This is a genomic window from Enterobacter sp. Ag1 (assembly GCA_000277545.1).
Classification (GTDB): domain Bacteria; phylum Pseudomonadota; class Gammaproteobacteria; order Enterobacterales; family Enterobacteriaceae; genus Cedecea.
The window spans coordinates 142,565-156,449 of sequence record AKXM01000016.1 but is presented as its reverse complement, the minus strand read 5'-3'; the positions used below and the strand labels follow the sequence as shown (position 1 = coordinate 156,449).

At 53.5% G+C, this 13,885-nt stretch carries 16 protein-coding genes and 1 other annotated feature; all 16 genes read left to right on the top strand.

Going from position 1 to position 13,885, the window contains the following annotated elements:
- Positions 1-56: 56 nt before the first annotated feature.
- The 16 genes from A936_RS08395 to A936_RS08325 all read left to right on the top strand — a co-directional run bounded on the left by A936_RS08395 (position 57) and on the right by A936_RS08325 (position 13,870).
- The gene (locus A936_RS08395; protein ID WP_008456590.1) at positions 57-815 is read left to right on the top strand and encodes a DUF481 domain-containing protein; all 759 of its coding nucleotides are present in this window, start codon (positions 57-59) and stop codon (positions 813-815) included.
- Positions 816-939: 124 nt separating this feature from the next.
- Positions 940-1,194 (top strand): hypothetical protein, encoded by a 255-nt coding sequence (locus tag A936_RS08390; RefSeq protein WP_008456587.1) that lies wholly within the window; start codon positions 940-942, stop codon positions 1,192-1,194.
- A gap of 257 nt (positions 1,195-1,451) precedes the next feature.
- Positions 1,452-3,380: a threonine--tRNA ligase gene (thrS, locus tag A936_RS08385; RefSeq protein ID WP_008456585.1), complete on the top strand. Its 1,929-nt coding sequence runs from the start codon at positions 1,452-1,454 to the stop codon at positions 3,378-3,380.
- Positions 3,381-3,383: 3 nt separating this feature from the next.
- A complete protein-coding gene (gene infC / locus A936_RS08380) occupies positions 3,384-3,926 on the top strand; it encodes a translation initiation factor IF-3 (protein ID WP_071530481.1) in 543 nt (180 codons plus the stop codon).
- A gap of 91 nt (positions 3,927-4,017) precedes the next feature.
- Positions 4,018-4,215, top strand: coding sequence for a 50S ribosomal protein L35 (gene rpmI, locus A936_RS08375; RefSeq protein ID WP_006118955.1), 198 nt, complete (start codon positions 4,018-4,020; stop codon positions 4,213-4,215).
- A gap of 44 nt (positions 4,216-4,259) precedes the next feature.
- Positions 4,260-4,616, top strand: a complete 357-nt coding sequence (gene rplT, locus A936_RS08370; RefSeq protein ID WP_000124850.1) for a 50S ribosomal protein L20 — start codon at positions 4,260-4,262, stop codon at positions 4,614-4,616.
- 239 nt (positions 4,617-4,855) lie between these two features.
- Positions 4,856-4,979, top strand: a sequence feature (Phe leader region).
- Positions 4,861-4,905: a pheST operon leader peptide PheM gene (gene pheM, locus A936_RS23440; RefSeq protein ID WP_106120997.1), complete on the top strand. Its 45-nt coding sequence runs from the start codon at positions 4,861-4,863 to the stop codon at positions 4,903-4,905. (Overlaps the previous feature by 45 nt.)
- A 60-nt stretch (positions 4,980-5,039) precedes the next feature.
- The gene (gene pheS / locus A936_RS08365; protein WP_008456562.1) at positions 5,040-6,023 is read left to right on the top strand and encodes a phenylalanine--tRNA ligase subunit alpha; all 984 of its coding nucleotides are present in this window, start codon (positions 5,040-5,042) and stop codon (positions 6,021-6,023) included.
- A gap of 14 nt (positions 6,024-6,037) precedes the next feature.
- Positions 6,038-8,425, top strand: coding sequence for a phenylalanine--tRNA ligase subunit beta (gene pheT / locus A936_RS08360; RefSeq protein WP_008456560.1), 2,388 nt, complete (start codon positions 6,038-6,040; stop codon positions 8,423-8,425).
- Between the two features lie 4 nt (positions 8,426-8,429).
- Entirely contained in the window at positions 8,430-8,729 is a 300-nt protein-coding gene (gene ihfA / locus A936_RS08355; RefSeq protein WP_001229265.1) for an integration host factor subunit alpha, read from the top strand.
- A gap of 134 nt (positions 8,730-8,863) precedes the next feature.
- Positions 8,864-9,823 (top strand): bifunctional helix-turn-helix transcriptional regulator/GNAT family N-acetyltransferase, encoded by a 960-nt coding sequence (locus A936_RS08350; protein WP_008456558.1) that lies wholly within the window; start codon positions 8,864-8,866, stop codon positions 9,821-9,823.
- A 102-nt stretch (positions 9,824-9,925) separates the two neighbouring features.
- A complete protein-coding gene (btuC, locus tag A936_RS08345; RefSeq protein WP_008456557.1) occupies positions 9,926-10,906 on the top strand; it encodes a vitamin B12 ABC transporter permease BtuC in 981 nt (326 codons plus the stop codon).
- 26 nt (positions 10,907-10,932) lie between these two features.
- Positions 10,933-11,484, top strand: a complete 552-nt coding sequence (locus tag A936_RS08340) for a glutathione peroxidase (protein WP_008456556.1) — start codon at positions 10,933-10,935, stop codon at positions 11,482-11,484.
- Positions 11,485-11,494: 10 nt separating this feature from the next.
- A complete protein-coding gene (gene btuD, locus A936_RS08335) occupies positions 11,495-12,232 on the top strand; it encodes a vitamin B12 ABC transporter ATP-binding protein BtuD (protein ID WP_442892437.1) in 738 nt (245 codons plus the stop codon).
- Between the two features lie 76 nt (positions 12,233-12,308).
- On the top strand, positions 12,309-12,770 hold the full coding sequence (locus A936_RS08330; protein ID WP_008456552.1) for a C40 family peptidase: 462 nt from the start codon (positions 12,309-12,311) through the stop codon (positions 12,768-12,770).
- A 125-nt stretch (positions 12,771-12,895) separates the two neighbouring features.
- Positions 12,896-13,870 (top strand): LacI family DNA-binding transcriptional regulator, encoded by a 975-nt coding sequence (locus A936_RS08325; protein WP_008456550.1) that lies wholly within the window; start codon positions 12,896-12,898, stop codon positions 13,868-13,870.
- Positions 13,871-13,885: the final 15 nt, after the last annotated feature.

Below are 13,885 nucleotides of genomic sequence, written 5' to 3'. Positions count from 1 at the left end.
CGAGGAAAGATTCCGGAACCTTAATGGTTTCTTTTTTGTGTTGTACGGATTAATAAATGAAGCTTTTAAAGACAGTGCCGGTTGCGCTTTTACTCACCGGTGGAGCGTTCTTTAGCCATTTCGCAGTGGCAGATGACTCAGTATTTACTGTCATGGATGACCCGACTACCGCGAAGAAACCCTTCGAAGGTAATCTGAATGCAGGCTATCTTGCGCAGGCAGGCAATACCAAAAGTTCCAACTTGACTGCAAACACCAATATGACCTGGTACAATACGGCTACCGCCTGGTCAATTTGGGGTACCGCCAGTAACACCTCTTCCAACGATGTGCGTTCTTCCGAGAAATACTCAGCGGGTGGACGTGGTCGTTACAACATGACTGACTATGACTATCTCTTTGGTCAGGCCAGCTGGTTGACTGACCGGTACAACGGCTATCATGCGCGCGATGTCTTCACTGCGGGTTATGGTCGCCAGTTGCTGAACGGTCCAGTTCACAGTCTGCGTGTGGAATTCGGTCCAGGTGTGCGTTATGACGAATTTACCGATGGTAAAAACGAGACTCAGGCGCTGGGCTATGCGTCTGCGACTTATAACTGGCAGCTGACCGACAACGCTAAGTTTATTCAGGGCGTGTCCGTGCTGGGCAGTGACGACACCACGGTGAACTCCGAAACGGCGCTGGATGTGGCTATCAGTGAGCACTTTGGCCTGAAAGTAGGCTATAACGTGACCTGGAACTCCGATCCGCCGTCTACTGCACCAAACCATACCGACAGACGTACGCAAATTACGCTCGGGTATAAGATGTAAGATTAAGAAGCCGGACAATATCCGGCTTTGTTTTTTCCTCGTGCGCCCACTCTTCGTTTTTTCCTATCCTTTTGAGAACCAAAACCACCTGGCAAAACGCATCGCGCCCTGAGAATAATCGTGCATGACTATCTATCGCGTACGAGTGGGGTTTCATAACCCTTCAGCCCTGACCTTCAGGCAGCTTGATGAAATTCTGGAGCCGCAGCGATTCTGGCGCACTGAGTCCGGCGGTGGGACTTTTCGCTATTTTATGGAATACGAATATGAGTCGGAACTGAGAGACCTTTGTGCGGTGTGCGACCTGGCTTACTCCCAGGCTTGTAAGGTAAAAAAATGCCCGCTGGTGCTGGTGGAAGAGAAAGACAAAGCGGCATAACGCGCCTTGAAAAGGGTGGGCGACGGCCCTATTTATCAAGCTCGTTCACGGCAACAAGGGATGTATTCCCCTTCCTGTTAGTGTTACCATCTGCGATTCAGGTGAGATGGCAGTGATGCCATTTTCATTTGTACACCAGACTGCGTACCAATTCGGCGATTGTTGGTCAAATGGTTACGCAACGAGTTGTTCTAAATCCAATTTCTCTACTGTATGTGATCTTTCGTGTGGGTCACCACTGCAGATAAGGACTTAACATGCCTGTTATTACTCTTCCTGATGGCAGCCAACGCCATTACGACAAACCCGTTAGCCCAATGGACGTTGCGCTGGACATCGGTCCAGGTCTTGCCAAAGCGTGTATCGCTGGCCGCGTAGACGGTGAACTGGTTGATGCTTCCGATATTATCGAAAACGACGCGAAGCTCGCCATTATCACCGCTAAAGACGAAGCGGGTCTGGAAATTCTTCGCCACTCTTGTGCTCACCTGCTCGGTCATGCCATCAAGCAGCTGTGGCCGCACACTAAAATGGCGATCGGCCCGGTTATCGACAACGGTTTCTACTACGACGTTGATCTGGACCACACCCTGACGCAGGAAGATCTTGAGCTGCTCGAGAAGCGTATGCACGAGCTGGCCGAGAAAGATTACGACGTTATCAAGAAAAAGGTGAGCTGGCAGGAAGCGCGTGAGACTTTCGTCAACCGCGGCGAAAACTACAAAGTTGCCATTCTTGATGAAAACATCAGCCATGATGACAAACCAGGTTTGTATCATCATGAAGAATACGTGGATATGTGCCGCGGGCCACATGTGCCAAACATGCGTTTCTGCCATCACTTCAAGCTGCAGAAAACCTCCGGCGCATACTGGCGCGGTGACAGCAACAACAAGATGCTGCAGCGTATCTACGGCACTGCCTGGGCGGACAAAAAGCAGCTGAATGCTTATCTGCAGCGTCTGGAAGAAGCATCCAAGCGCGATCACCGCAAAATCGGCAAGCAGCTTGACCTGTACCATATGCAGGAAGAAGCGCCGGGTATGGTGTTCTGGCATAACGACGGCTGGACGATTTTCCGCGAGCTGGAAGTGTTCGTCCGTTCCAAGCTGAAAGAGTACCAGTACCAGGAAGTAAAAGGTCCGTTCATGATGGACCGCGTCCTGTGGGAAAAAACGGGCCACTGGGACAACTACAAAGACGCGATGTTCACCACCTCTTCCGAGAACCGTGAATACTGCATCAAACCGATGAACTGCCCGGGCCACGTGCAGATCTTCAACCAGGGCCTGAAGTCCTACCGCGACCTGCCGCTGCGGATGGCGGAATTTGGTAGCTGCCACCGCAATGAGCCTTCGGGCGCTCTGCATGGCCTGATGCGTGTTCGCGGCTTTACTCAGGACGACGCCCACATCTTCTGTACTGAAGAGCAGGTTCGCGATGAAGTAAACAGCTGTATCCGCATGGTCTACGACATGTACAGCACCTTCGGTTTCGAGAAAATCGTGGTGAAACTGTCTACCCGTCCGGAAAAACGCATCGGCAGTGACGAAATGTGGGATCGCGCGGAAGCGGATCTGGCTGTTGCATTGCAGGAAAACAATATCCCGTTTGACTATCAGCCGGGTGAAGGTGCATTCTACGGCCCGAAAATTGAGTTCACGCTGTATGACTGCCTGGATCGTGCCTGGCAGTGTGGTACCGTTCAGCTTGACTTCTCCCTGCCAACCCGCTTGAACGCCTCCTATATTGGCGAAAATAACGAGCGTTTGGTGCCGGTAATGATTCACCGCGCCATTTTAGGTTCAATGGAACGCTTTATCGGTATTCTGACCGAAGAGTTTGCTGGTTTCTTCCCAACCTGGCTTGCTCCGGTGCAGGCGGTGGTGATGAATATCACCGACGGCCAGGCAGAATACGTTAACGAATTGACTCGTAAACTCCAAAATGCGGGCATTCGCGTAAAAGCAGACTTGAGAAATGAGAAGATAGGCTTTAAAATCCGTGAACACACGTTACGTCGTGTCCCTTATATGCTGGTTTGTGGCGATAAAGAGGTCGAAGCAGGCAAAGTTGCCGTTCGTACCCGCCGCGGCAAAGACCTGGGGAGCATGGACGTCAACGAATTGATTGAAAAGCTGCAGCAAGAAATTCGCAGCCGCAATCTTCATCAACTGGAGGAATAAAGTATTAAAGGCGGAAAAAGAGTTCAACCGGCGCGTCCTAATCGCATTAACAGAGAGATTCGTGCCACTGAGGTTCGTCTGACCGGTATTGATGGCGAGCAGATTGGTATTGTCAGTCTGAATGAAGCTTTAGAAAAAGCCGAAGAGGCTGGGGTTGATTTAGTAGAAATCAGTCCAAACGCCGAGCCGCCTGTTTGCCGCATCATGGACTACGGCAAGTTCCTCTACGAGAAAAGCAAATCTTCTAAGGAACAGAAGAAGAAGCAAAAAGTTATTCAGGTTAAGGAAATTAAATTCCGACCTGGTACCGATGATGGCGACTATCAGGTAAAACTCCGCAGCCTGGTTCGCTTTCTGGAAGACGGAGACAAAGCCAAAATCACCCTGCGTTTCCGTGGGCGTGAAATGGCACACCAACAGATTGGTATGGAAGTGCTTAACCGCGTCCGTGACGATTTGAGTGAACTGGCAGTGGTCGAATCCTTCCCAACGAAGATCGAAGGCCGCCAGATGATCATGGTGCTTGCTCCGAAGAAGAAACAGTAAGGCCATCAAGTAACAGACCGCGGGGCTTAGGCCTCGCGGGTTTTGTTCGCCTACTGGTTCGTTTTATTAACAATGCGAAGTGGAAATTGAAATGCCAAAGATCAAAACAGTACGCGGCGCCGCTAAGCGCTTCAAAAAGACTGCTTCTGGCGGTTTTAAGCGTAAGCACGCTAACCTGCGTCACATTCTGACTAAAAAGTCTACCAAACGTAAACGTCATCTGCGTCCGAAAGGCATGGTCTCCAAAGGGGATCTGGGCCTGGTTGTCGCTTGCCTGCCGTACGCATAAGTAAACTTTTTTTAATTAATTCAGAATAGAAACAGGAGAGCTAAATGGCTCGCGTAAAACGTGGTGTAATCGCACGTGCTCGTCACAAAAAAATCCTCAAACAAGCTAAAGGCTACTACGGTGCGCGTTCTCGCGTATACCGCGTTGCCTTCCAGGCTGTTATCAAAGCTGGTCAGTACGCTTACCGCGACCGTCGTCAACGTAAACGTCAGTTCCGCCAGCTGTGGATTGCACGTATCAACGCTGCAGCTCGTCAGAACGGTATCTCTTACAGCAAATTCATCAACGGCCTGAAAAAAGCCTCTGTTGAAATCGACCGTAAGATCCTGGCTGACATCGCCGTATTCGACAAAGTGGCATTCACTGCCCTGGTTGAGAAAGCGAAAGCAGCTCTGGCATAAGCCAGTTATAAGAGGGAGCTTGCTCCCTCTTTTAATTTATCCCCGTCATACTTCATCTGTAGCTGCGTTAACTGCACTTGCTGACCCCAGTCACTTACTTAAGTAAGCTCCCGGGGATAATCGAGCTTGTCGCCTTACTACAAATCGAATTATTCGGGCATAACACAATCAATTTATTGACTTTCAACGCCGTAGCTCGTTCAATAGCCAAAGCGAAATTTGTCAAAACAAGGTAACTGCAAGCATGAATGCTGCTATTTTCCGCTTCTTTTTTTACTTTAGCGCCTGATTCAGGGGGCTTTGCGCGTAAGAAAAGAAACGAAAAACAGCGCCGAAAGCCTCCTGTACGGAGGCTTTTTTTTTGCGTTTCGTTTTCGAATCAGACCAACTACCCCGGCAGTTTGCCGGCATAAGAGGAATACCATGCCACATCTCGCAGAGCTGGTTGCCAGTGCCAAAGCAGCCATAAACGATGCCCAGGATGTTGCCGCGTTAGATAATGTACGCGTCGAATATTTGGGGAAGAAGGGGCATCTGACCCTTCAAATGACCACCCTGCGTGAACTGCCACCGGAAGAACGTCCGGCTGCGGGCGCGGTGATTAACGAAGCTAAAGAGCAGGTTCAGGAAGCCCTGAACGCCCGCAAAGCTGCACTCGAAAGCGCCGCACTGAACGAACGTCTGGCTGCAGAAACGATTGACGTTTCTCTGCCTGGTCGTCGGATTGAAAACGGTGGCCTGCACCCGGTAACCCGTACCATCGATCGTATCGAAAGCTTCTTCGGCGAGCTGGGGTTCACCGTAGCAACTGGCCCTGAAATCGAAGATGACTACCACAACTTCGATGCGCTGAATATTCCAGGGCACCACCCGGCGCGCGCGGACCACGATACTTTCTGGTTTGACGCGACCCGTCTGCTGCGTACCCAGACTTCTGGTGTGCAGATCCGCACCATGAAAGACAAGCAGCCGCCAATTCGTATTATTGCCCCGGGCCGCGTCTACCGTAACGACTACGATCAGACCCACACCCCGATGTTCCACCAGATGGAAGGCCTGATCGTTGACACCAACATTAACTTCACCAACCTGAAGGGAACGCTGCACGATTTCCTGAATAACTTCTTTGAAGAAGATCTGCAGATTCGCTTCCGTCCGTCCTACTTCCCGTTCACCGAGCCGTCCGCTGAAGTGGACGTGATGGGTAAAAACGGCAAGTGGCTGGAAGTACTGGGCTGCGGCATGGTGCACCCGAACGTGCTGCGTAACGTAGGTATCGATCCGGAAGTTTACTCCGGCTTCGCCTTCGGTATGGGCATGGAGCGTCTGACCATGCTGCGCTATGGCGTGACCGATCTGCGTGCATTCTTCGAAAATGATTTACGTTTCCTCAAACAGTTCAAATAAAGGCGGGATATCCAATGAAATTCAGTGAACTCTGGTTACGCGAATGGGTAAACCCAGCCAACAGCAGTGACGAACTTTCCAGCCAGATAACTATGGCCGGGCTTGAAGTTGACGGTGTCGATGCCGTAGCAGGGGCTTTTCACGGCGTTGTGGTCGGGGAAGTGGTCGAGTGCGGTCAGCATCCAAACGCCGACAAACTGCGCGTAACAAAAATTAACGTCGGTGGCGATCGCCTGCTGGATATCGTCTGCGGCGCACCAAACTGCCGTCAGGGTCTGAAAGTTGCCGTGGCGACTGTTGGCGCCGTGCTGCCGGGCGATTTTAAGATCAAAGCGGCCAAACTGCGCGGTGAACCGTCCGAAGGGATGCTGTGCTCCTTCTCCGAGCTGGGTATTTCCGACGATCATAATGGCATTATCGAGCTGCCAGCGGACGCGCCAATCGGCACTGACATCCGCGAATACCTGAAGCTGGACGACAACACCATTGAAATCAGCGTCACGCCAAACCGTGCCGACTGCCTCGGTATTATCGGCGTAGCTCGCGACGTGGCGGTGGTGAACAAGCTGCCTCTGGTTGAGCCAGAAATTACCGCCGTTGCTGCGACTATCAATGACACGCTGCCTATTCGCGTAGACGCCGCAGAAGCTTGCCCACGTTACCTGGGCCGCGTTGTGAAAGGCATCAACGTTAAGGCACCCACGCCGCTGTGGATGAAAGAGAAGCTGCGTCGCTGCGGTATTCGTTCCATTGATGCGGTGGTTGACGTGACCAACTATGTGCTGCTGGAGCTTGGTCAGCCGATGCACGCCTTCGACCTGAACCGTATTGAAGGCGGGATCGTGGTGCGTATGGCGGAAGAGGGCGAAACCCTGGTCCTGCTGGACGGCAGCGAAGCGAAGCTCAATGCCGACACCCTGGTTATTGCCGATCACAATAAAGCGCTGGCCATGGGCGGTATCTTCGGCGGCGAGCATTCAGGCGTAAACGACGAAACCCAGAACGTACTGCTGGAATGTGCCTTCTTCAGCCCGCTGTCTATCACCGGTCGTGCGCGCCGCCATGGTCTGCATACCGATGCTTCCCACCGCTATGAGCGCGGCGTCGATCCTGCGCTGCAGTATAAAGCGATGGCGCGAGCGACTCGCCTGCTGGTGGATATCTGTGGCGGTGAAGCTGGCCCAGTTATCGATGTCACAAGCGAAGCGCACCTGCCTAAGCGCGCTACGATCACGCTCCGTCGCAGCAAACTGGACCGTCTGATTGGTCACCACATCGAAGATGCTCAGGTTAGCGACATTCTGCGTCGTCTGGGCTGCGAAGTGACCGAAGGTCAGGCGCAGTGGACTGCCGTGGCGCCGAGCTGGCGTTTCGATATGGAAATTGAAGAAGACCTGGTGGAAGAAGTGGCCCGCGTTTACGGCTACAACAGTATTCCAAACAGCCCGGTACAGGCAGGTCTGGTGATGGGCACCCATCGCGAAGCCGACCTTTCTCTGAAGCGTGTGAAAACCATGCTGGTGGACAAAGGTTACCAGGAAGTCATTACCTACAGCTTCGTCGACCCGAAAATTCAGCAGCTTTTGCACCCTGGCGAAGAAAATCTGATTCTTCCTAATCCGATCTCTACCGACATGTCCGCTATGCGCCTGTCGCTGTGGAGTGGCCTGCTGACAACCGTGGTTTATAACCAGAATCGCCAGCAAAGCCGCGTGCGTATTTTCGAGTCCGGCCTGCGCTTTGTGCCTGATACTCAGGCAGACCTTGGGATTCGTCAGGATCTTATGCTGGCGGGGGCTATCTGCGGCAACCGCTATGAAGAACACTGGGATCTGGCGCGCAACACCGTTGACTTCTATGATCTGAAAGGCGATCTGGAGTCCGTTCTGGCCCTGACCGGTAAACTTTCAGACATCGAATTCAGAGCGCAAGCAAATCCGGCCTTGCATCCTGGGCAAAGTGCTGCCATTTATTTAGCAGGTGAATGCATTGGTTTCATTGGTGTTGTTCACCCGGAACTGGAGCGTAAACTGGACCTTAACGGCCGCACGGTGGTGTTTGAGGTGCTGTGGAGCAAGCTCGCAGACCGCGTGGTGCCTGAGGCGCAGGACGTTTCCCGCTTCCCGGCAAACCGCCGCGATATCGCTGTTGTGGTGGCTGAAAACGTCCCGGCAGCAGATGTTTTGGCCGAGTGTAAGAAAGTTGGCGCAAATCAGGTAGTTGGCGTAAACTTATTTGACGTGTACCGTGGCAAGGGCGTAGCCGATGGCTACAAGAGCCTGGCCATAAGCCTTATCCTTCAGGATACGGGCCGTACACTCGAAGAAGAGGAGATGGCCGCTACCGTTGCAAAATGTGTAGAGGCATTAAAAGAGCGATTCCAGGCATCATTGAGGGATTGAACGTATGGCGCTTACAAAAGCTGAAATGTCAGAATATCTGTTTGATAAGCTTGGGCTTAGCAAACGAGATGCCAAAGAGCTGGTAGAGCTGTTTTTCGAAGAGATCCGTCGCGCTCTGGAAAACGGTGAGCAGGTTAAACTCTCGGGCTTTGGTAATTTTGACTTACGCGATAAAAACCAACGTCCCGGGCGCAACCCGAAGACCGGTGAAGATATTCCCATTACGGCGCGCCGTGTGGTGACCTTCCGACCTGGTCAGAAGCTAAAAAGTCGGGTTGAAAACGCGTCGCCAAAAGACGAGTAACCTGAGTTAACAAAAAAGGCCGCATTCGCGGCCTTTTTCTTTTGCTTTTAAGTACTATTGCTTAACGACATGTGCTTGACAAACATTTCTGCCAAATGGTTGTATTGTACAACCATATTTCAACGGTATCGATCATGTCTGACAGCACCCTAATCGAATCTATACGCGCCTCATCGCGCCAGGTTGTACGCGAGCTTGGTTTTCTCAACTCAACGCTTGCCGCCACGAACTACTCTGCTTCTGCGGTTCATGCTTTGCTGGAAATTGATTCACGGGAGAACGTCACTGCGGCCGACCTGGTCCAGATTCTTGGTCTGGAGAAGTCGAGCGTCAGCCGAATGATAGGCAAACTGCGCAAGGCGGGAGAGCTGTTCGAGAGCGTTTCAGACGAAGACGCCAGAGCCAGGCGACTCCGTTTGACCGCCCAGGGTAAACAAACGGTCAGGGAAATCCACAGATACGGCAGAATGCGGGTAGAGAAGGCTCTGGCGCACCTGAATACTCCGGCGCAGCAATCAGTCGCTGCTGGCCTGTCTAACTATGCTCAGGCGCTGAAAGCCTGTCGTGGTGAGTTGACGGGCGACGAGGGAAGAAAAAACTTCGAGATAATGACGGGATACCAGCCGGGCGTAATTGGCCGCGTGGCGGAAATGCACGCTAACTATTACTCAAAGCACTATAACTTCGGCTATTTTTTTGAAGGGAAAGTCGCCGCCGGGCTGGCGGAGTTTTCAGGGCGGCTGGATCGCCCGTGTAACCGCATCTGGGTGGTGCTCCACAACGGCAAAATAGTGGGCTCTGTATCCATCGATGGTGAGGATCTGGGCAATCACGAAGCCCATTTACGCTGGTTTATTCTCGACGATGAGTGCCATGGCAGCGGTATCGGGAGAGCGCTTTTACGTGAGGCCATGCGCTTTTGCGATGAGTATGGGTTTTCCGCCGTGCAGCTGTGGACTTTTAGCGGACTGAATGCAGCTCGCCATCTTTATGAGTCGATGGGATTCAAGCTAACCAGGGAATGGCAGGGCGAGCAGTGGGGAAGCTCAATGCTGGAGCAGCAGTTCACTCGTAAACGGCCAGTAGAAAAGTAATTTGGGACAGATGCGGTATTAAGGCCTTTTCTTTGCTTGTTCTCTTCGGCGAACTCCCCGTAAAATCAGGCGCATAAACGGGGCAGGGGGAGCCTTTACGGAATGCTGAATTTTGTAACCAGACAACGCAGGTTTGAGCGACGCTGGCTAGTTGCCCTGGTCTTTGCCACGGCGACGATGCTGGCCTTGAGCCTGTGCGCCGGGGATGTCTGGTTTTCCCCTCTTTCCTGGTGGAATGATGAGGCCCGGCTCTTTATCTGGCAAATCCGCCTGCCGCGAACGTTGGCCGTCCTGCTGGTGGGGGCGGCTCTGGCCGTGACCGGCACGATTATGCAGTCGCTGTTTGAAAATCCTCTGGCCGAACCCGGTTTACTTGGCGTCTCCAACGGCGCCGGCGTTGCGCTGGTTGTTGCCCTGTTGCTCGGGCAGGGGATGCTGCCGGGCTGGGTGCTGGGGCTGTGCGCCATTCTCGGTGCCTTAGCGATCACTTTTATTCTGTTACGTTTTTCCCGTCGTCATCTCTCCACCAGTCGTCTATTACTTGCAGGTGTCGCCCTAGGCATTATTTGTAGTGCCCTGATGACCTGGGCGGTCTACTTTAGCTCGAGCCTCGACCTGCGCCAGCTGATGTACTGGATGATGGGCGGCTTTGGCGGCGTAGACTGGCGTCAGGGCTGGCTGATGGTGACGCTGCTGCCGGTGGTGGTCTGGCTGTGCCGACAGCATGCGCCGCTCAACCTGATGGCGCTCGGTGAAAACTCAGCCCGGCAGTTGGGGCTTTCCGTCTGGCTGTGGCGCAATATTTTGGTTGTGGCTACCGGCTGGCTGGTTGGCGTCAGCGTGGCGCTTGCCGGCGCAATTGGATTTGTCGGTCTGGTGATCCCGCACATGCTGCGTCTCGCGGGGTTAACCGATCATCGCGTTTTGCTGCCAGCCAGTGCGCTGGCTGGGGCCGCGATCTTAACCGGCGCGGATGTGGTGGCAAGGCTCGCGCTAAGTTCTGCCGAGCTGCCCATTGGCGTAGTCACCGCTACGCTCGGCGCGCCGGTGTTTATCTGGCTATTATTGAAAGCCGGACGTTAATTCGGCTCACAGAGGAAGAGGATGATATGCAAAGCAATGTTCTGAATACCGAAGTCACCACCATTGACGGCGAAAACACCACGCTGGAGAGCTGGCAGGGAAAAGTGCTGCTGGTGGTGAACGTCGCTTCCAGGTGCGGCCTGACGCCGCAGTATGAGCAACTGGAAAACCTGCAAAAAGACTTTGAAGATCAGGGGTTCAGCGTGCTTGGTTTCCCATGTAATCAGTTCCTGGGGCAAGAGCCTGGCAGTAGCGAAGAAATTAAAACCTTCTGCAGCACTACCTACGGCGTGACGTTCCCGCTGTTTAGCAAAATCGATGTCAACGGCGAGCACCGACATCCGTTTTATCAGAAGCTGATTGATGCGCGCCCGGCAGCCGTTGCCCCGGAAGGCAGCGGTTTTCTGGAGCGAATGAGCAGCAAAGGGCGTGGTCCGCTTTACCCTGACGACATCCTGTGGAATTTCGAAAAATTCCTGATTGGCCGTGATGGCAAAGTGATTCAGCGTTTCTCTCCGGACATGACGCCGGAAGATCCTGTGGTGCTGGACGCCATTAAACAGGCGTTGGCTAAATAAGTTGTCCCTGCTGCAGCTGACAGGCGTCACCGTCGCGGGCCGGGTTGGGCCAATATCTGCGGCGGTGGAGCCCGGAGAACTTATCCATCTTGTCGGGCCGAACGGGGCAGGCAAGAGCACGCTGCTCACGCGAATGGCAGGGTTAAGCGCCGGGCAAGGCAGCCTTCTGTTTAACCAGCAGCCGCTTGACGACTGGTTGCCTGCCGGGCTATCCCGACATCGTGCCTGGCTAAGCCAGCAGCAGCTTCCTCCTTTTGCAATGCCCGTCTGGCATTACCTGCAGCTACATCAATCCTCGCCTGAGTCCGAAGCGGCAATGCTGCGTCTGGCGGCGTCGCTATGGCTCTCAGACAAACTGACCCGGTCGGTCAACCAGCTTTCCGGCGGTGAATGGCAGCGCGTTCGCCTTGCCGCCGTGCTGCTGCAGATTGATCCCTCGGCCAATCCCGAAGGGCAGCTCTTGCTGCTGGATGAGCCGATGAACAGCCTTGATGTCGCCCAGCAGGCCGCATTAGATCGCCTGTTGCTTGCGTTTTGTGAGACGGGTATTGCGGTAGTGATGAGCAGCCATGATTTGAACCATAGCCTGCGTCATGCCCATAAAGTGTGGCTCTTGCGTGAGGGAAAAATGATCGCTCAGGGGCCGAAGGATGAAGTGCTGACGCCAAAAAATTTAGCCGCAGCTTACCAAATGCCGTTCCGACTCTTGCGTATCGAAGGGCACAGTATGCTGATAAGCCCGTTATAACATCGTGGAAAGCTTGCAATAATTCCGGGCGACAGGCTAAATTACTGGAAACAGCAAGACCGGGAGTTGTCTGAAAATGCGTTTGTGGCTTATTGCAGTGGCATGCATAGTGTTGGTGGGGTGTAGTCATAATGCCCCTCATCCGAACGCCAGGCTTTCCGATTCCATCACCGTTATCGCTCAGCTAAACGATCAGCTCCGCAGCTGGCACGGCACGCCGTACACCTACGGTGGCATGAGTCGACGCGGCGTGGACTGTTCCGGCTTCGTGCTGATGACCTTCCGCGACAGGTTCGATCTGATGCTGCCGCGCATGACCAGCGAGCAGGCAGAAATCGGCACAAAAATCGATAAAGACGACCTGCTGCCTGGCGATCTGGTGTTCTTCAAAACCGGCTCGGGCGAAAGCGGCCTGCACGTCGGCATTTATGACACCGACAACACCTTTATTCACGCGTCTACCAGTCGCGGCGTTATGCGTTCCTCTCTGGACAACGTCTACTGGCGTAAAAAATTCTGGCAAGCCCGCCGCATATAGCCTTTCCTGTTTTTTCTTGACTGAAAATCGTGACCGTTCCCGCAAATCTGCGGGCAACGTCAACGGTATTGGCAATATCAGGTAATATCGGGATGCATTGTGCTTTTCCCGCTAAGGATTGTGTCATGGTCACCCTCGAAGATGTTGCTGCCCACGCCGGCGTCTCCCGCGCCACCGTATCACGCGTGGTGAATGGCGACACTAAGGTTAAATCGCAAACCCGCGTTAAAGTGGAGGCCGCGATTGCTGAACTGGGCTATTCCCCCAATCCTGCAGCCAGAGCGCTGGCGTCCAGCCAGAGCCATTCCATTGGTCTGGTAACCACGTCATACACCGGGGGTTTCTTCGGGACGCTGATGGATACGGTGCAAAGTGAAGCTGAATCCCACGGCAAGCAACTGCTGGTGACGCAGGGGCGTGGCGTAGAAGAGAACGAGCGCAATGCCATTCAGCGACTCTACAATCTGCGCTGTGATGGCTTGATTCTCCATGTCCGTGCCATTGCGGACGAAACGCTGCTTCAACTGGCGGAACGAGGTAACCGGTTTATCATCCTCGACAGAGATGTGCCCGCATTAAGCCCGCGCTGCGTGGTCTTCGATCATCGTCTTGCCAGCCACATGGCCACCCGCTATTTGCTGGATGCCGGCCACCTGGCAATCGCCTGCCTGCATGGCCCGACCCAGCGCGCCTCCAGCCTCTTACGACGCCAGGGCTTTCTCGATGCCATGGAAGAGCAGGGCATTACCCCGGTGGCGGTGGTGGAAGGTGAGTACGATATGCCCAGCGGTTATCGGCAAACCTCGGCCTTGCTGGATGAATATAAAATCAGCGCCCTTTATTGCTGTAACGAAGAGATGGCCGTCGGGGCGATGCTGGCCATTACCGAGCGGGGCTTACGCATTCCTCTGGATATATCCCTTATTTGTTATGACAGTGGCGATCGTGCGGCATTTGTCCGCCCGGCGTTAACCAGCGTTTATTTCCCAATAGGCGACATGGCCCGCTTTGCCACGCGTAAATTACTGAATGAACATTGTGAGAATGAATCTTTTTTACCTTGCATCATTGCTCGTGATTCCGTTCGGAATTTACGTTAAAAACTGGCTATGTAC

Bases quoted from the DNA above. Each gene is read 5' to 3' on its own strand.
- A936_RS08395 (WP_008456590.1), top strand. From the start codon at position 57: ATGAAGCTTTTAAAGACAGTGCCGGTTGCGCTTTTACTCACCGGTGGA.
- A936_RS08390 (WP_008456587.1), top strand. From the start codon at position 940: ATGACTATCTATCGCGTACGAGTGGGGTTTCATAACCCTTCAGCCCTG.
- thrS (WP_008456585.1), top strand. From the start codon at position 1,452: ATGCCTGTTATTACTCTTCCTGATGGCAGCCAACGCCATTACGACAAA.
- rpmI (WP_006118955.1), top strand. From the start codon at position 4,018: ATGCCAAAGATCAAAACAGTACGCGGCGCCGCTAAGCGCTTCAAAAAG.
- rplT (WP_000124850.1), top strand. From the start codon at position 4,260: ATGGCTCGCGTAAAACGTGGTGTAATCGCACGTGCTCGTCACAAAAAA.
- pheS (WP_008456562.1), top strand. From the start codon at position 5,040: ATGCCACATCTCGCAGAGCTGGTTGCCAGTGCCAAAGCAGCCATAAAC.
- pheT (WP_008456560.1), top strand. From the start codon at position 6,038: ATGAAATTCAGTGAACTCTGGTTACGCGAATGGGTAAACCCAGCCAAC.
- ihfA (WP_001229265.1), top strand. From the start codon at position 8,430: ATGGCGCTTACAAAAGCTGAAATGTCAGAATATCTGTTTGATAAGCTT.
- A936_RS08350 (WP_008456558.1), top strand. From the start codon at position 8,864: ATGTCTGACAGCACCCTAATCGAATCTATACGCGCCTCATCGCGCCAG.
- btuC (WP_008456557.1), top strand. From the start codon at position 9,926: ATGCTGAATTTTGTAACCAGACAACGCAGGTTTGAGCGACGCTGGCTA.
- A936_RS08340 (WP_008456556.1), top strand. From the start codon at position 10,933: ATGCAAAGCAATGTTCTGAATACCGAAGTCACCACCATTGACGGCGAA.
- A936_RS08330 (WP_008456552.1), top strand. From the start codon at position 12,309: ATGCGTTTGTGGCTTATTGCAGTGGCATGCATAGTGTTGGTGGGGTGT.
- A936_RS08325 (WP_008456550.1), top strand. From the start codon at position 12,896: ATGGTCACCCTCGAAGATGTTGCTGCCCACGCCGGCGTCTCCCGCGCC.